This is a genomic window from Streptococcus sp. cx1, from assembly GCF_052384325.1.
In the GTDB taxonomy this organism is placed as follows: Bacteria; Bacillota; Bacilli; order Lactobacillales; family Streptococcaceae; genus Streptococcus; species Streptococcus salivarius_G.
Map to the genome: position 1 here is coordinate 212922 of NZ_JBQSUN010000002.1, position 15153 is coordinate 228074.

At 40.9% G+C, this 15153-nt stretch carries 11 protein-coding genes; 8 read left to right on the top strand and 3 right to left on the bottom strand.

From position 1 onward, the window contains the following. Positions 1 to 211 precede the first annotated feature (211 nt). Positions 212 to 1762: a BCCT family transporter gene (locus ACT170_RS04655; protein ID WP_037611795.1), complete on the bottom strand. Its 1551-nt coding sequence runs from the start codon at positions 1760 to 1762 to the stop codon at positions 212 to 214. Between the two features lie 592 nt (positions 1763 to 2354). Between ACT170_RS04655 and cls (ACT170_RS04660) the strand changes: the two genes are divergently transcribed. The 8 genes from cls (ACT170_RS04660) (at position 2355) to smc (ending at position 13790) form a co-directional block, all read left to right on the top strand. After that, positions 2355 to 3905: a cardiolipin synthase gene (gene cls, locus ACT170_RS04660; RefSeq protein WP_349955081.1), complete on the top strand. Its 1551-nt coding sequence runs from the start codon at positions 2355 to 2357 to the stop codon at positions 3903 to 3905. A gap of 80 nt (positions 3906 to 3985) precedes the next feature. Then, positions 3986 to 4498, top strand: coding sequence for a GNAT family N-acetyltransferase (locus tag ACT170_RS04665; protein ID WP_037611427.1), 513 nt, complete (start codon positions 3986 to 3988; stop codon positions 4496 to 4498). Between the two features lie 134 nt (positions 4499 to 4632). Then, entirely contained in the window at positions 4633 to 6207 is a 1575-nt protein-coding gene (gene cls / locus ACT170_RS04670; RefSeq protein ID WP_444818094.1) for a cardiolipin synthase, read from the top strand. A gap of 15 nt (positions 6208 to 6222) precedes the next feature. Beyond that, on the top strand, positions 6223 to 6876 hold the full coding sequence (locus tag ACT170_RS04675) for a DNA alkylation repair protein (protein WP_038676220.1): 654 nt from the start codon (positions 6223 to 6225) through the stop codon (positions 6874 to 6876). A 294-nt stretch (positions 6877 to 7170) separates the two neighbouring features. After that, positions 7171 to 8247 carry an aspartate-semialdehyde dehydrogenase gene (locus tag ACT170_RS04680; RefSeq protein WP_003093217.1) on the top strand — a complete coding sequence of 359 codons (1077 nt, stop codon included), beginning with the start codon at positions 7171 to 7173 and terminating at the stop codon, positions 8245 to 8247. 219 nt (positions 8248 to 8466) lie between these two features. Next, positions 8467 to 9402, top strand: a complete 936-nt coding sequence (dapA, locus tag ACT170_RS04685) for a 4-hydroxy-tetrahydrodipicolinate synthase (RefSeq protein WP_038676217.1) — start codon at positions 8467 to 8469, stop codon at positions 9400 to 9402. Positions 9403 to 9564: 162 nt separating this feature from the next. Then, positions 9565 to 10254 (top strand): ribonuclease III, encoded by a 690-nt coding sequence (gene rnc / locus ACT170_RS04690; protein WP_444818095.1) that lies wholly within the window; start codon positions 9565 to 9567, stop codon positions 10252 to 10254. A 2-nt stretch (positions 10255 to 10256) separates the two neighbouring features. Next, positions 10257 to 13790: a chromosome segregation protein SMC gene (gene smc, locus ACT170_RS04695; RefSeq protein ID WP_444818096.1), complete on the top strand. Its 3534-nt coding sequence runs from the start codon at positions 10257 to 10259 to the stop codon at positions 13788 to 13790. A 390-nt stretch (positions 13791 to 14180) separates the two neighbouring features. Here smc and ACT170_RS04700 read toward each other — a convergent pair whose 3' ends face one another. Then, positions 14181 to 14726 (bottom strand): DUF3278 domain-containing protein, encoded by a 546-nt coding sequence (locus ACT170_RS04700; RefSeq protein ID WP_038676212.1) that lies wholly within the window; start codon positions 14724 to 14726, stop codon positions 14181 to 14183. A 26-nt stretch (positions 14727 to 14752) separates the two neighbouring features. Then, positions 14753 to 14950 carry a helix-turn-helix transcriptional regulator gene (locus ACT170_RS04705; protein ID WP_037611417.1) on the bottom strand — a complete coding sequence of 66 codons (198 nt, stop codon included), beginning with the start codon at positions 14948 to 14950 and terminating at the stop codon, positions 14753 to 14755. Between the last annotated feature and the right edge of the window lie 203 nt (positions 14951 to 15153).

Here is a 15153-nt window from a genome sequence, read left to right on the forward strand (position 1 = left end):
ATACAAAAAGTGTCTAAATATGTATTTTAGAAACTTTTTATATTAATTTTTATTATGTTTTCTTGATAGTAAGCCTCTATCGTTACAAGCTCGTTTGTGGTAAGATGAGTATAGGTCATTTATCTTAGTTCCTTTCAGACAAATGTGGTGTTTATCTGAGCCTAACATAGATGGCTTTTTCTGTCTAGCTTCGTTTTACAAATTGGGTTATTTATTCTTCATAAGATTTGAAGGGTTGATCTTTTTTAGGGTATCGCGTCGGTGTGATTGACAGTCCCATCTTGTCTTTTTCGTGTAGCAATTCAATGACTAGGGAAACCATGATCAGTACCATGATGAGTGAAAATGGAAAGGCTACGATAATCAGCGTATTTTGCAAGGCTACTAAGCCCCCTGAAAGAAGTAAGACGATGGCAATAGTCGCAAGGAGTACGCCCCAGAAGATTTTAAGGTTATTCTTTGGTTTGAGATTCCCATCATCAGAGAGCATAGCTAGCACATAGGTCGCAGAGTCTGCTGACGTGATAAAGAAGGTAATGATCAAGATGATGGCAACAACGGAGGCAATAAAACCAAATGGCAGTTGACTGAAGGTTGCAAACAAGGTCTGCTCACTTGGAAACTGTGTTAAATCTACATTTCCAAGTGATTGAACATGCGTTGAAAGTGTTCCAAAGGTAGAAAACCATAAAAAGCTTAATACAGTCGGTGCTAATAAGACGATGGATAGAAATTGTCTGATACTACGTCCTTTAGAAATTCTGGCAATAAAAACTCCCACGAATGGTGACCAAGAAATCCACCAAGCCCAATAGAAAATCGTCCAAGTATTGATCCAGTCACGATTGTATTGACCAAAGGAACCAGCACTGAAACTCATACGGAAGAAATTGGAAATATACAGTCCGATACTATCGGTCAAGGTATTAAAAATCTGGACTGTGGGACCGATGATTATGGTGATGGCGAGTAGTCCAATCGCTAAAATAAGATTGGTGTTTGATAAGATTTTTACCCCTTTTCCAAGACCAGAAAGGGCTGAAATGGTAAAGAGGATGGTTGTGATAATGATGATAATAACTTGCACAAGGGCATTGTTTGGAATACCAAAGAGGTAGTTGAGTCCCCCATTGATTTGGGCTGCCCCAAAACCAAGAGTGGTTGCCACCCCGATAACAGTAGCGACCACTGTAATCGTATCTACGATCTTACCAAGGATACCGTTTGTTTTTTTACCAAACAAGGGCTTTAAGGTAACCGATAAAAGATATTTCTCTTTTTTTCGGAAACCAAAGTAGGCGAGGGCCAGGGCGATTAAAGCATATATTGCCCAGGCATGGATGCCCCAGTGAAAGAAAGTGTAACGGAAAGCATCGGCTAAGGCTTCCTGCGACCCTGGGGTAGCTCGTACCGTTGAAATGGCATAATGGGATAAGGGCTCTGCGGCACCGTAGAAGACAAGGCCGATTCCCATTCCAGCAGAAAATATCATGGCAATCCAAGAGATAGTAGAGTGTTCAGGCACCGAATTGGGTTCCCCCAGTTTGATTTGCCCAACGGGACTAACCAGGAAAAAGCCACAAAGTAGAACGATTGACGTGACCAGTAATAAGTAAAACCAGCCAAGTTTATCTGAAATAACTTCCCTTAGTTGTTCTGACCAAACTTGGTAGCCGTCAGGCATAACAATACCAAGAAGGACGAGGATAGCCAGTAGCACAAAAGAGGTTTTTAAGACCGGCGTTAAATTTTTAGTTGACATAAAGTCTCCTTTCATTCTCTACCATTATATCAAAAATGATAAAAACTTAAAAATGAGGGGAGATTAGATAACACCCAGCTAGTTATAATTTTTAGTTGATTAACTAGAGACGTTTAAGAACCTAAATTGTCAAATTAAGTTAGACTTTTCAAGTAACTCAGAAAAACTTGGTAGGGTGATTGATAATTCAATGATTTCCTAGGAATTCTATTTCTTGAGAGTGGGACAGAAATCGGTAATTCGTTAGAATTCGATTTCGTCGTCCCACCTCCGCACAGTTGAGTAGGGCTGTAAAAGCTGATGAAATCAGTGTAGTAGAGCCCACTCAACCACTGCGTCTTTCTCGACAATCCAAAGACAAATTGAGAGGCTAGGACTTTTGTCCCAGCCTCATAATTTTGAGAAACATTCGTAAAATCCATTTGTTTCGGTAATCCATTTCGTCCTATATGTTAGTTCTTTTCAGATAAATGTGGTGTTTATCTGAGCCTAACATAGATGGCTTTTTCTGTCTTGCTTAATTTTACAAATTTGGTTATAATAAGATTAATTAAAAAGGGAAAGGAGTCATGCTATCAAAAACGAAGCTAAAATTGAACGTCTTTATGATAAGAGTCGTCGTGGCTTTCTTCGTGGAATCTTTAGTCGTGCTACGATTATCTTCTTAATCATCTTACTGCAGCTTGTTGTTGTGGCCATGTCTTACCTCTGGTTGCATCAATATAGGATACACCTGCAAGTTACAGAAGTAGTCCTTCGTATTCTGGCCATTATTTATCTCTTTCAAAGTGATATGGAGTCGACGGCTGTAAATACATGGCTCCTGATAGTCTTGCCTTTCCCTATTATCGGAACCTTGCTCTTGGCTTATACGAAACTTGATATAGGTTACACAGGGATGAAGCGTGCTATTCAGAGCAATATTGACCGCAGTTCTGGTATTCTGAAACAAGATAATCAGGCCCTCGAAGAGCTTAAACAGCGTCACACCAGCAACTATAACTTGGTCCAATATCTTGAAAATGTGAACGGTTCCTTTCCAGTTTATCGTGACACGAAGACGACCTATTTCCCAAGTGGTGAAGCCAAGTTTGAGGAAATGAAGAAACAGCTCCTTAAAGCAGAGAAGTACATTTTCTTGGAATATTTCATCATTGGTGAAGGTGAAATGTGGGGTGAAATCCTAGCAATCTTGAAACAAAAGGTTCAAGAAGGGGTGGAAGTTCGAGTCCTGTATGACGGTATGAATGAATTTTCAACTTTGAGTTTTGACTATAAGAAACGATTGGAAAAAATTGGCATTCAATCTCGAGTTTTTGCATCGGTAACCCCTTTCCTGTCAACCTATTACAATTACCGTGACCATAGGAAAATCTTGCTGATTGATGGTAAGGTTGCTTTCACAGGCGGGGTTAATTTAGCTGACGAGTATATCAACAAGATTGAGCGTTTCGGTCATTGGAAAGATACTGCCTTGATGCTGGAGGGCCCAGCGGTTGATACTTTTTTAGTTCTCTTTCTTCAGATGTGGACCTATTCTAACGAAACTTTAGATGTTACGCCGTATATGGTTGAACATAAGGCGTTTGATACCCCTGGCTTTGTTGTTCCTTATGGGGATATTCCATTGGACAAGGATAAAGTTGGTGAGAATGTCTATATTGACATCCTTAACCATGCGCGTGATTTTGTTCATATCATGACACCTTATCTTATTTTGGATGGTGAACTACTCCATGCTCTCAAGTTTGCGGCTGAGCGTGGGGTAGACGTTAGTATCATCATGCCTGGTATTCCTGATAAAAAATCAGTTTACTACCTAGCTAAGACCTACTACCCAACACTGCTAGCCTCTGGCGTTAAAATCTATGAGTACACACCTGGATTTATTCATGCCAAGATCTTTGTAAGTGATAATAGTCGGGCTGTTGTAGGAACGATTAATTTAGATTACCGAAGTCTATATCATCATTTTGAGTGTGCGACCTATCTCTATAGGACTTCTTCGGTTCTTGCTATTGAGGAAGATTTCCAAGCGACAAAAGACCAGTGTCACCGAGTCAGCACGACTGACGTTGAAAAACTTCCATTCCATCAAAAGGCCTTAGGCTTATTGACCAAACTAGTGGCGCCATTGATGTAATGTCAATTTTTGTAAGAAGAGGGTTGAGCCCTCTTTTTTTATAGTATAAAATAAAGATAATGAAGTCGAAGGAGAAAATGATGTTAACCATTCGTCCAGCCAACTTGGCTGATGCACAAGCTATTCAGGTCATCTATGCACCCTATGTTGAGAAGACGGCCATTACCTTTGAATATGAAGTTCCCAGTGTTCAAGAATTTGAGAATCGTATCAATAAAACCCTTGAAACTTACCCTTATCTGGTCGCTGAAGAGGATGGACAAGTTCTCGGATATGCCTATGCTTCAACCTACTATGCCCGGACAGCTTATAATTGGACAACTGAATTGTCCATCTATTTGCATGAAGATGCCCGTGGTCGAGGTCTGGGAAGTCAGCTCTATGATGCTCTTGAAGAGGAACTTGAACAACGGGGCTTTTTGCGATTCTTAGCCTGTATTGCTGTTCCGAACGAGGCTAGCATTGCTATGCATGAAAAACGTGGTTATGTCCAAGTTGCTCATTTTCCAAAAGTGGGCTACAAGTTTGAGCAATGGCATGATATTGTCTGGATGCAAAAGACCTTAGATGGTCCTGTCAGGAAAATACGGTAGGAGGCTAGAAATGTCTAGTCAAAGTCGACAAATTGATTGTGTCATTTGCCCACGCCAGAATGATACTAATAATTGAAAAATCGTAGAAAAAGCTCTGAACTGTGAGCTAATTTCTTTGTACTAAAGGAGCCTATATGTCCCAAGAAATAAGTGCCCGGCTATTGCCTCAGAAGCCGTCTAAATGGGCTAAAAGTCTTCTTAATCGCAAGGTACCTATTTTCCTGTTCTTCTTACTGGAATTGGCCTTTCTTGTCTTTTCATATATTAGCCTACAAGAGCATTTCCCATCCATTATCTTATGGGAACACTTATTGAGTGTTTTTACCTTTTTATATTTGCTCAATCGTTCCATGGACTCCCGTTCCAAACTTTCTTGGTTGATCATCATTGCCCTCTTTCCCATTTTTGGGACCGCCTTGCTCTATTTTTCGCTAGCTGATTTTGGTGTCAGACGTTTGAAAAAGCGTCTTGTGGAAGCTACTCAGCAAACTTCCGACTATTTGGCTACCGAGCCAGAGGTTGAGGACTATCTGCCTCATAGCGATAGGCAACTGCAAAGACTGGCTTATTTTCTGGAGCATAGTCCTGCTCATTTTCCAATTTATAGAGATACTAAAGTGACTTATTTCCAACTTGGAGATGATATGCTTCCGGCCTTGTTGGAGGATCTGAAAAAGGCAGAGCGTTATATCTTTATGGAGTATTTCATCATTGATGAAGGCATCATGTGGGGAGAGATATTAGCCATCTTGGAGGAGAAGGCTAAGGCAGGACTGGACGTTCGTGTTATGTTTGATGGGATGAATGAGATGACCACCTTATCCTACGATTATATCGAGAGGTTACACAAGGTTGGTATTAAAGCTCAGACCTTCTCGCCAATTAAGCCAGTTTTATCGACCTATTACAACTATCGAGACCACCGAAAAATAACAGTGATTGATGGTCAAGTTGCTTATACTGGTGGCGTTAATATCGCTGACGAGTATGTTAATAAACGAGAACGCTTTGGCCATTGGAAGGACACGGCCCTTCGCTTAGATGGTTCAGCAGTTCAAACGCTAAAAGCTCTCTTTTTGACCATGTGGACAGTGACTGGAATAGAAGATAAAACGGATATGGAGCACTATCTACAAGAAAAACCTCAACAAAGAAAGAGTCAGGGCTTTGTACTCCCTTATGGCAATTCACCGCTGACCTACCACAAGGTTGCCGAAAATGTTTATTTACATCTTCTGAATACATCAACTAATTATGTCTATATCATGACGCCTTATCTGATTTTGGATGATGAATTGGTCAGAGCCATGACCTTTGCGGCCAGACGAGGTGTAGATGTTCGTATCATTATGCCAGGGATTCCAGATAAACAGTATGCCTTTGATATTGCGACGACCTATTTTAAAGTCCTCTTGGATGCTGGCGTCCGTATTTTCCGTTATACCCCAGGCTTTGTCCATGCTAAAGTTTATGTTTCTGACGCCAAACAAGCTGTGGTAGGTACCATTAACACTGATTACCGGAGTCTCTATCAAAATTTTGAAGATGGGGTCTATCTCTATAAAAATCTGGAAGTGATTAAGATTGAACAAGATTTTGAGAAAACCCAGGCGCTCTCAGAGGAAGTCACTCTGGAAAGTTTGTCAAAAATGCCTATAGCACATCGTCTAGGTGGCTATCTCTTTTCTCTGATTGGACCATTGATGTAAAAAAGAAGAAATCATATGGATACAAACATTCTTTTGAAATTGTTAGAAGACCAAGCTGATTCAACGAAAGTCCCAGCAATGGAAGCTTATATGAAAAATAAATTCAGCTTTCTTGGCGTTCAAAAACCAATTCTCAAAAAGATTGAAAGAGAGTTTTTTAAGCCTTTCATAAAAAATCCAATTGATTGGACTTTTGTGGAAGAGTGTTGGCAGCAACCTTACCGTGAGTTTCAATATATTGCTATGGATTATCTGGATAAAAAGAAGAAGGAGCTTAGACCTGAAGATTTTCCAAAGCTAAAGGAATTGGCTCAAACCAAATCATGGTGGGACAGTATAGATCAATTGGACCTTATCATCGGAGAGGTTACTTTTCACTATCCAGAAACCAAGAATATCATGCGCCAATGGAGTCTTGATGAGGATTTTTGGTTGAGACGTATTGCCATTGACCACCAGCTTATGCGTAAAGATTTGACAGATACTGCTCTCCTAGCAGAGGTTATCTGTAACAACTTTGGGCAGACAGAGTTTTTCATTAATAAGGCTATCGGTTGGAGTTTGCGCAATTACTCAAAGGTAAATCCTGATTGGGTTCGGGCTTTTATTGATCAACATGCTAGTCAAATGGCATCTCTTAGCATTCGTGAGGCAAGTAAGTATTTATAGAAATCAAGAGCTTGACTCTGTCGTTCAATATGCTAGAATAGAAACATGCGATGAGTCGATTGGCTCTTTGGAGCCTTTTGCGCTGAGGAGGTCTACATTAGATTGTAACGCAGGAGCGGACCTTGAGTAGTTGTGTGAACCTGCTACTCTCATCGAAAGATGCCTCCTATCCCTTACCATTTGGTAGGGGCTTTTCTTTATTCTTGGCCTTTTAACCCTTTTCAACTGGGCTTAAACGTAGTATAATAGATTCACTAAACTAAATTGATAGAAAATTCCGAAAGAGGTTTTACTATGGGATACACAGTTGCTGTTGTCGGTGCTACAGGTGCCGTCGGTGCTCAAATGATTAAAATGTTGGAAGAATCAACACTTCCAATCGATAACATTCGCTACCTTGCGTCTGCTCGTTCTGCAGGCAAAGTCTTGCAATTTAAAGGCCAAGACGTGACCATCGAAGAAACGACTGAAGACGCATTTGAAGGTGTAGATATTGCACTTTTCTCAGCTGGTGGATCTACCTCTGCTAAATATGCACCATACGCCGTTAAAGCTGGTGCAGTAGTCGTTGATAATACATCATACTTCCGTCAAAACCCAGATGTACCATTGGTTGTACCTGAGGTCAATGCACATGCGCTTGATGCTCACAACGGTATTATTGCTTGCCCTAACTGTTCAACTATTCAAATGATGGTTGCCCTTGAGCCAGTTCGTCAAAAATGGGGCCTGGACCGTATCATCGTGTCAACTTACCAAGCCGTATCAGGTGCTGGTATGGGAGCAATCCTTGAAACACAACGTGAGTTGAAAGAAGTTTTGAATGATGGCGTTAACCCACGTGATGTCAAAGCTGAAATCTTGCCATGTGGTGGTGATAAGAAACACTATCCAATCGCCTTTAACGCCTTGGCTCAAATCGACGTCTTCACTGAAAATGACTACACTTACGAAGAAATGAAGATGACAAACGAAACTAAGAAAATCATGGAAGACGATAGCATTGCTGTATCAGCAACATGTGTGCGTATTCCAGTCTTGTCAGCTCACTCAGAGTCAGTCTACATTGAAACAAAAGAAGTGGCACCAATTGACGAAGTGAAAGCTGCTATTGCAGAATTCCCAGGTGCAGTCCTTGAAGACGACGTTGCTAACCAAGTCTACCCACAAGCCGTTAATGCTGTAGGTTCACGTGATACATTCGTCGGACGTATCCGTAAAGACTTGGATGCTGAAAAAGGTATCCACATGTGGGTTGTTTCAGATAACCTCCTTAAAGGTGCCGCTTGGAACTCAGTCCAAATCGCAGAAACACTTCACGAACGTGGTTTGGTTCGCTCAACTTCAGAATTGAAATTTGAATTGAAATAGGGAGCGAAACAGAAATCAGTAAGGATTTAGTGTTGTACTTGAATACTAAAATCATGCTGAATCCTATAAAGCAGAGAGACTTCTCTCTGTTTTTTGTTTATTGGCCATCAATTGAAACAGTCAGTCCTCATGTTTTCAGAAAATTGTCAACTTATCTGTCTGTCTGGTCAAAATTATGGTAAAATGGAAAGGATTAGAAAACGGTTGAAGGAGAATATTATGTCAATTGATCAATTAAGAGATGTCAAACTGATCACAGCCCTTATTACACCTTTCCACGAAGATGGATCAATCAATTATGATGTCCTTCCAGAATTGATTGAGCATCTTTTGGCTCACCATACAGAAGCTCTTCTTTTGGCGGGAACAACGGCTGAAAGTCCAACACTTACTCACGATGAGGAGTTGGAACTCTTTGCGGCTGTTCAGAAAATTGTTAATGGACGTGTGCCATTGATTGCTGGTGTCGGTACCAACGATACACGCGACTCAATCGAGTTTGCTAAAGAAGTTGCCAAATTTGGTGGTTTCGCAGCTGGTCTTGCTATCGTGCCTTACTACAACAAGCCATCACAAGAAGGTATGTACCAACACTTCAAAGCCATTGCGGATGCTTCTGATTTGCCAATTATCATCTACAACATCCCTGGTCGTGTGGTTGTTGAAATGGCTCCTGATACCATGCTTCGTTTGGCTGAACATCCAAATATTATTGGTGTTAAAGAATGTACCAGCCTTGCTAATATGGCCTACCTTATCGAGCACAAACCTGAAGATTTCTTGGTTTATACCGGTGAAGATGGGGATGCCTTCCACGCTATGAACCTTGGTGCTAACGGTGTCATCTCAGTAGCCTCTCATACAAACGGTGATGAGATGCATGCCATGCTTGAAGCTATTGAAAATAGTGACCTCAAGACAGCAGCAGCTATCCAACGTAAATTCATTCCTAAAGTTAACGCTCTCTTCTCAGTACCAAGCCCTGCACCTGTCAAGGCTGTTCTCAACCATCTTGGTTTCGAAGTTGGACCACTTCGTTTGCCATTGGTTGCATGTACTTCAGAAGAAGCTAAACGTATCATCAAGGTCGTCCTTGAAGAAGATGTCGAAGCAACACGTGAGACAGTTACAGGTGTCGTTCGTCCAGATTATTAAGAAAATGAAGTTGAGCAGATTCAGATTGCTCAGCTTTTTTAGTTGAATAGGTTAAATCTCACAAAATCAGCAGATTAGGCTTTAAAAGCAGTTTTCCATCATGAAAATCTGCTTTTTTTGATATAATTATAGTTAGTGTGTTTAAAATAGAAAGGAAGTTTTATGAATCAACTTGAACAAAAACTTGAGCAGGACTTTGGTATTGTTTTTAACCAAAAGGACCTCTTAGAAACTGCATTTACCCATACCTCATATGCCAATGAGCACCGCCTCCTAAACATTTCACATAATGAACGTTTGGAATTTTTAGGAGACGCGGCTCTACAATTAGTCATTTCCGTTTATCTTTACAATCGCTACCCTAACAAGCCAGAGGGGGAAATGTCTAAGATGCGTAGTACTATCGTTCGTGAAGAAAGTTTGGCAGGTTTTACAAAGGCTTGCGGATTCGAGCGGTATATTCGTCTTGGTAAAGGGGAAGAAAAATCTGGTGGACGTGAACGTGCCACTATCCTTGGTGACCTCTGGGAGGCCTTCCTCGGTGCTCTTTATTTGGATCAAGGTTTGCCTGCAGTTGAGAAATTCTTGAATCAGGTCATGATTCCTCAGGTTGAAAAGGGGAACTTTGACCGCGTAACAGACTATAAGACAGCCTTGCAAGAGCGTCTTCAGGTCAATGGTACGGTTGATATTACTTATACCGTTATTGATGAGTCTGGACCAGCTCATGCCAAAGAATTTACTATGCAGGTAGCTGTTGATGGTAAGGAGCTCAGCACAGGTCTTGGAAAATCTAAGAAATTAGCTGAACAGGCAGCGGCTAAGGCTGCCCTTGAACAACTAGGAAATTAAGCATGTATTTGAAATCAATTGAAATGCAGGGCTTTAAATCCTTTGCGGACAAGACGCAAGTCGTCTTTGACAAGGGAGTGACAGCCGTTGTAGGTCCAAATGGATCGGGAAAATCAAATATTACAGAAAGTCTACGCTGGGCATTGGGTGAATCATCTGCCAAGAGTTTGCGTGGAGGCAAGATGCCTGACGTTATTTTTGCAGGGACAGAGGTTCGTAAGGCTCTCAACTATGCGGAAGTGGCAGTCACTCTTGATAACAGTGATGGCTTTATCGCGGGTGCTGGTGAAACCATTCGTGTGGAGCGTCACATTTATCGAAACGGTGACAATGATTACTTGATTGATGGTCGTAAGGTTCGTCTGCGTGATATTCATGACCTCTTTATGGATACAGGCCTGGGGCGTGATTCTTTTTCCATTATTTCCCAAGGTCGTGTTGAGGCTATTTTTAATGCCAAACCTGAAGAACGCCGCGCTATTTTCGAAGAAGCAGCAGGGGTTCTCAAATATAAGACACGTAAGAAAGAAACGGAAAGCAAGCTTAATCAAACTCAGGATAATCTTGATCGTTTGGAAGATATCATCTACGAGCTGGACGGTCAGGTTAAACCGCTTGAAAAGCAAGCTGCGACTGCCAAACGTTACTTGGAATTAGATGAAGAGCGTAGACAGACTCAGCTTAACCTTTTGGTCCACGATATTGAAGTTGGTAAATCTGAGTTGAGCCAGACCCAAGAGGATTTGGCAGCGGTCAAGGAAAAATTAACCAGCTATTATGAGGAACGTCATCGTCTAGAGACTGAGAACCAGGAGCTCAAACAGAAACGACATCAAATTTCAGAACAAATTTCTTCTGACCAACAAACCTTGGTGGATGTCACACGTCTTATTAGTGACTTTGAGCGTCAAATTGATCTTTATACTATGGAGAGTCAGCAGCGTTCAGAGAAAAAAGAAGAAACTGAAGCTCGTCTCAGTGAGTTAGAGCATTTGAAAGAAGAAGCTCAGACAGCACTCAATAAGGTTAATCAAGGCCAAGTTGAATTGAATGCTGAGTTGGATAGCCTTGCCCAGGAGCTGATTGCTATTCAAAAAGAACTAGAGCAATTTTCTGATGACCCAGATACGCTTATTGAACGTTTACGTGAGGACTATGTTGGTCTGATGCAGGAGGAAGCCAAGGTTTCTAACAGTTTGACTCAGGTCACTCACGACATGGACAGTCAGACACAAGCATTAGAAGCTCAAGCTGAAGAATATAAACAAGCTCAGGCAGATTTGCTTTCCGCTCAGGAAGTGGCTAGCGAAACCCAAAAAGCTTATCAAGCAGCCAAAGAGAGTCTTCAAAGCCTCTTAGCTAGCTACAAAGAAAAGGCCCAGGCTTATCAGGCTCTTGATAAGGACTATCAAGAGGCTCAAAAGCAGATGTTTGACCTCATGGATCACCTTAAGAGTAAAGATGCTCGTCGTCAAAGTTTAGAGTCTATCCAAAAAAATCATAGTAATTTCTATGCAGGGGTTAAGGCTGTCCTTCAAAATGCCCAATCCATTCAAGGAATTATTGGTGCAGTTAGTGAACACTTGACCTTTGATACGCGCTATCAGACGGCTCTTGAAATCGCAATGGGAGCTAGTGGGCAAAATATTATTGTGGAGGACGAAGCGGCTGCTAAGCGTTCGATTGACTACTTGAAGCGCAATCGTCAGGGTCGTGCGACATTCTTGCCGTTGACCACTATTAAACCACGTCAACTTAACGGACAATTTGCCCAAAGTCTAGCCAATGCACTTGGCTTTATTGGTATGGCTTCCGATTTGGTTACCTATGAGGACCGCTTATCTAACATTTTCCAAAACCTCCTAGGGGTAACGGCAATCTTTGATACCATTGACAATGCTAATAAGGCAGCTCGAGCGGTTCGTTTCCAAGTTCGTATGGTTACTCTTGACGGGTCTGAGATTCGTCCCGGTGGTGCCTTCGCTGGTGGTACCAACAAACAAAACAATAATCTCTTTATCAAGCCTGAACTGGATGCATTAACTACTGAAATTAACCAGATTAAGGCTCAATTAAGTGATAGTGAAGCTAAAGTTGAAGCCCTCAAGATCAAACGTAAGGCTCTACAGAAAGAGTTAGAAGACCTTAAGGTAGATGGTGAAAATGCTCGTCTTCAGGAGCAAAAACTAGACTTAGAACACCAACAAGCCTTGTCAGAGGTGGAGAAAAATCAAACCCTAGTGGATAGTTTCAAACAGGATTCTCAGGGAACTGATGGAGCAAATCTTCAAGACAAGGCTGAACAACTTAAAGCAGAGTTAGCACAAATTGCATCCAAGCGTGAGGTCATTAACGACCGTATTGAAGCTATTAAGGAAGACAAAGATGCACTTGGCCAACAAAAACAGGTTCTCTTAGACAAGCAATCTGAACTTCAGTTGAAGGAACGTGATTTGCAAGCAGAATTGCGTTTTGCTAAGACAGAGAGCAATCGTCTTCAAGCCGACTTGTCTGAGTTAATGAAGGAATCGGATAGTCTTAAAGCGCTCCTTAATAATCAGGTCAATGATGACCAAACTGACCGCCTTCCGCATTTGCAAGCACAGCATAAAGAAGCTGTCCAACGTAAGGACGATTTGGAGCAAGCTCTTGTCCGTGCCAAGATTCAGGTGCAAGATTACGAAGGTCAGTTGGAAGACTTGGAGGAGCGTTTGGCTAAAGCTGGCAATCGTAACGAGGACTTGATTCGTCAGCAGACTCGCTTGGAAGAACGTGAAAGTCAGATTAGTCAATCGCTTCGTAAGTTTGCGACTCAGTTGGCTGAAGATTATCAGATGACACTTGAAGTCGCCAAAGGTCAGGCTAGTCCTCTTGACAATGTCGAACAAACACGCCAGAATTTGCAAGGTCTTGAGCGTTCGATTAAAGCTTTGGGTCCGGTCAATGTAGATGCTATTGCCCAGTTTGAAGAGGTTAAGCAACGTCTTGATTTCTTGAACGGACAAAAGGATGATTTGCTCGAAGCTAAGAGCCTCCTTCTGAATACCATAAATGACATGGATGATGAAGTGAAATCACGCTTTAAAGCAACCTTTGAGGCTATCCGAGAAAGCTTTAAACAGACCTTTACCCAGATGTTTGGTGGAGGTTCAGCAGACTTGATTTTGACCTCAGACAATCTCCTAGAGGCTGGGGTAGAAATTTCTGTGCAGCCACCAGGTAAGAAAATTCAATCGCTTAACCTTATGTCTGGTGGTGAGAAGGCCTTGTCAGCTCTGGCCCTTCTCTTTGCCATCATTCGTGTTAAAACCATTCCATTTGTTATCCTAGACGAAGTAGAAGCGGCTTTGGATGAAGCCAATGTTAAACGCTTCGGTGACTACCTTAATCGTTTTGACAAGTCTAGTCAATTTATTGTAGTTACCCATCGTAAGGGAACGATGTCTGCAGCAGACTCTATTTATGGGGTAACTATGCAGGAATCAGGTGTCTCGAAAATCGTTTCGGTCAAACTAAAAGACCTTGATTTAGACTAAAAATAGATTATATTTTCATGAAAGATAGTTGATAGCTTTATCACTATCTTTTTTCATAGTCTCAAAAAATTTGTAAGGACTTTCAGAAAATAATTAAGTTTGCGCTTTCAAAATTACGCAATCGATTGCGTGAAATAGCATAACAAAGGCTATGATTAGGATTTTGGGGTTTATGAGAGAGAGGGTGACTTGTCATTTCCCACTGACATGTTACAATATTTAAGGAAATGTCATATGGGGATATGGTGTTTTTTGAAGTTAGTTATAGTGTATGTGTTAAGATACGATTTTCTGGACACATTTAGGCTTCGCGTATACAAGTCTAAGAAGTCTTCTTTCAAGCAAAAAATCCAGGCTGGGAAACCTGGATTTTTCTTTGTCTTTTTGAGTTTATTGGTCATCTTTATCAGCTTGAGATTTGGCTTGTTTGATACGAGCATTTACAAAGCGTTGCATGATAGCCCCAAAAAGGATAGCCTCAAAAATGCCTGACAGGATATTTCGGACTGAGAATAATTCTGTCAAATAGTCTTTATGATTAACTAGTAATTGAATCAGGGGCATGCCTAAGAACATAAAAACGCCAAAGAATAAACCTGACTTAAGCCCCACGTGCTTAAGTTGTTTTTTCTCTTTCTCAGTCAGTTCTTCCTCGTCAATAGCGTTAACAGCACTCATCTTAAACTTATAAGTAAGGATGCTACTAACTACCAGAATGATAATCAAAAGTAGAACAGGATAAATACGAGCCACAAGTTCGGGATACTTAGAGCTTAGAAGAAAGGCAATACAATTACCAAAAATTAAAATATAGAAGAGAACAACGAAAGCCATGTTACCCATTCGATCAACCTGTTGGCGCTTTTGTTCATCTAAAGGTCCAGTAATACCGTAAAAACGTTTGATTAGTTTATCAGTGAAAGTTTCTTTAACCATAATTTACCTCTTTCTATCTTATATTTCTATTCGCAATTTCCATCCCAAAAGAGACTGTTAAGATCAGTATCTAGTGCTTTAGCTAGATTAAGACAGAGCTCAAGTGTTGGGTTATACTTGTTATTCTCAATCATGTTAATGGTCTGTCGGGAAACACCAATAGACTTTGCAAGTTCTAATTGCGAAAGCCCTAAATTCTTTCTAAATTCCCTGACATGATTCATAATGGGCCTCCTTCTGAAAGACAAGCTAATGTGTTGCTGTAAGTCGCAATTTATCAATTATGTCAACTATATCTGACATAATTGTAGCAAATTTATATAGGTATGTCAATTATCTTAGACATATTTTCCATTTTGGCATTAACTAAAGGATTCTTTGTCAGCTCTTGAAAGCTTTTTGTTTTTTTGGTAAAATTGATAGTAAT

Coding starts and splice junctions, on each gene's coding strand:
- cls (WP_444818094.1), top strand. CDS start 4,633: ATGTCCCAAGAAATAAGTGCCCGGCTATTGCCTCAGAAGCCGTCTAAA.
- ACT170_RS04680 (WP_003093217.1), top strand. CDS start 7,171: ATGGGATACACAGTTGCTGTTGTCGGTGCTACAGGTGCCGTCGGTGCT.
- ACT170_RS04705 (WP_037611417.1), bottom strand. CDS start 14,950: ATGAATCATGTCAGGGAATTTAGAAAGAATTTAGGGCTTTCGCAATTA.
- dapA (WP_038676217.1), top strand. CDS start 8,467: ATGTCAATTGATCAATTAAGAGATGTCAAACTGATCACAGCCCTTATT.
- smc (WP_444818096.1), top strand. CDS start 10,257: ATGTATTTGAAATCAATTGAAATGCAGGGCTTTAAATCCTTTGCGGAC.
- ACT170_RS04665 (WP_037611427.1), top strand. CDS start 3,986: ATGTTAACCATTCGTCCAGCCAACTTGGCTGATGCACAAGCTATTCAG.
- ACT170_RS04700 (WP_038676212.1), bottom strand. CDS start 14,726: ATGGTTAAAGAAACTTTCACTGATAAACTAATCAAACGTTTTTACGGT.
- rnc (WP_444818095.1), top strand. CDS start 9,565: ATGAATCAACTTGAACAAAAACTTGAGCAGGACTTTGGTATTGTTTTT.
- ACT170_RS04675 (WP_038676220.1), top strand. CDS start 6,223: ATGGATACAAACATTCTTTTGAAATTGTTAGAAGACCAAGCTGATTCA.
- ACT170_RS04655 (WP_037611795.1), bottom strand. CDS start 1,762: ATGTCAACTAAAAATTTAACGCCGGTCTTAAAAACCTCTTTTGTGCTA.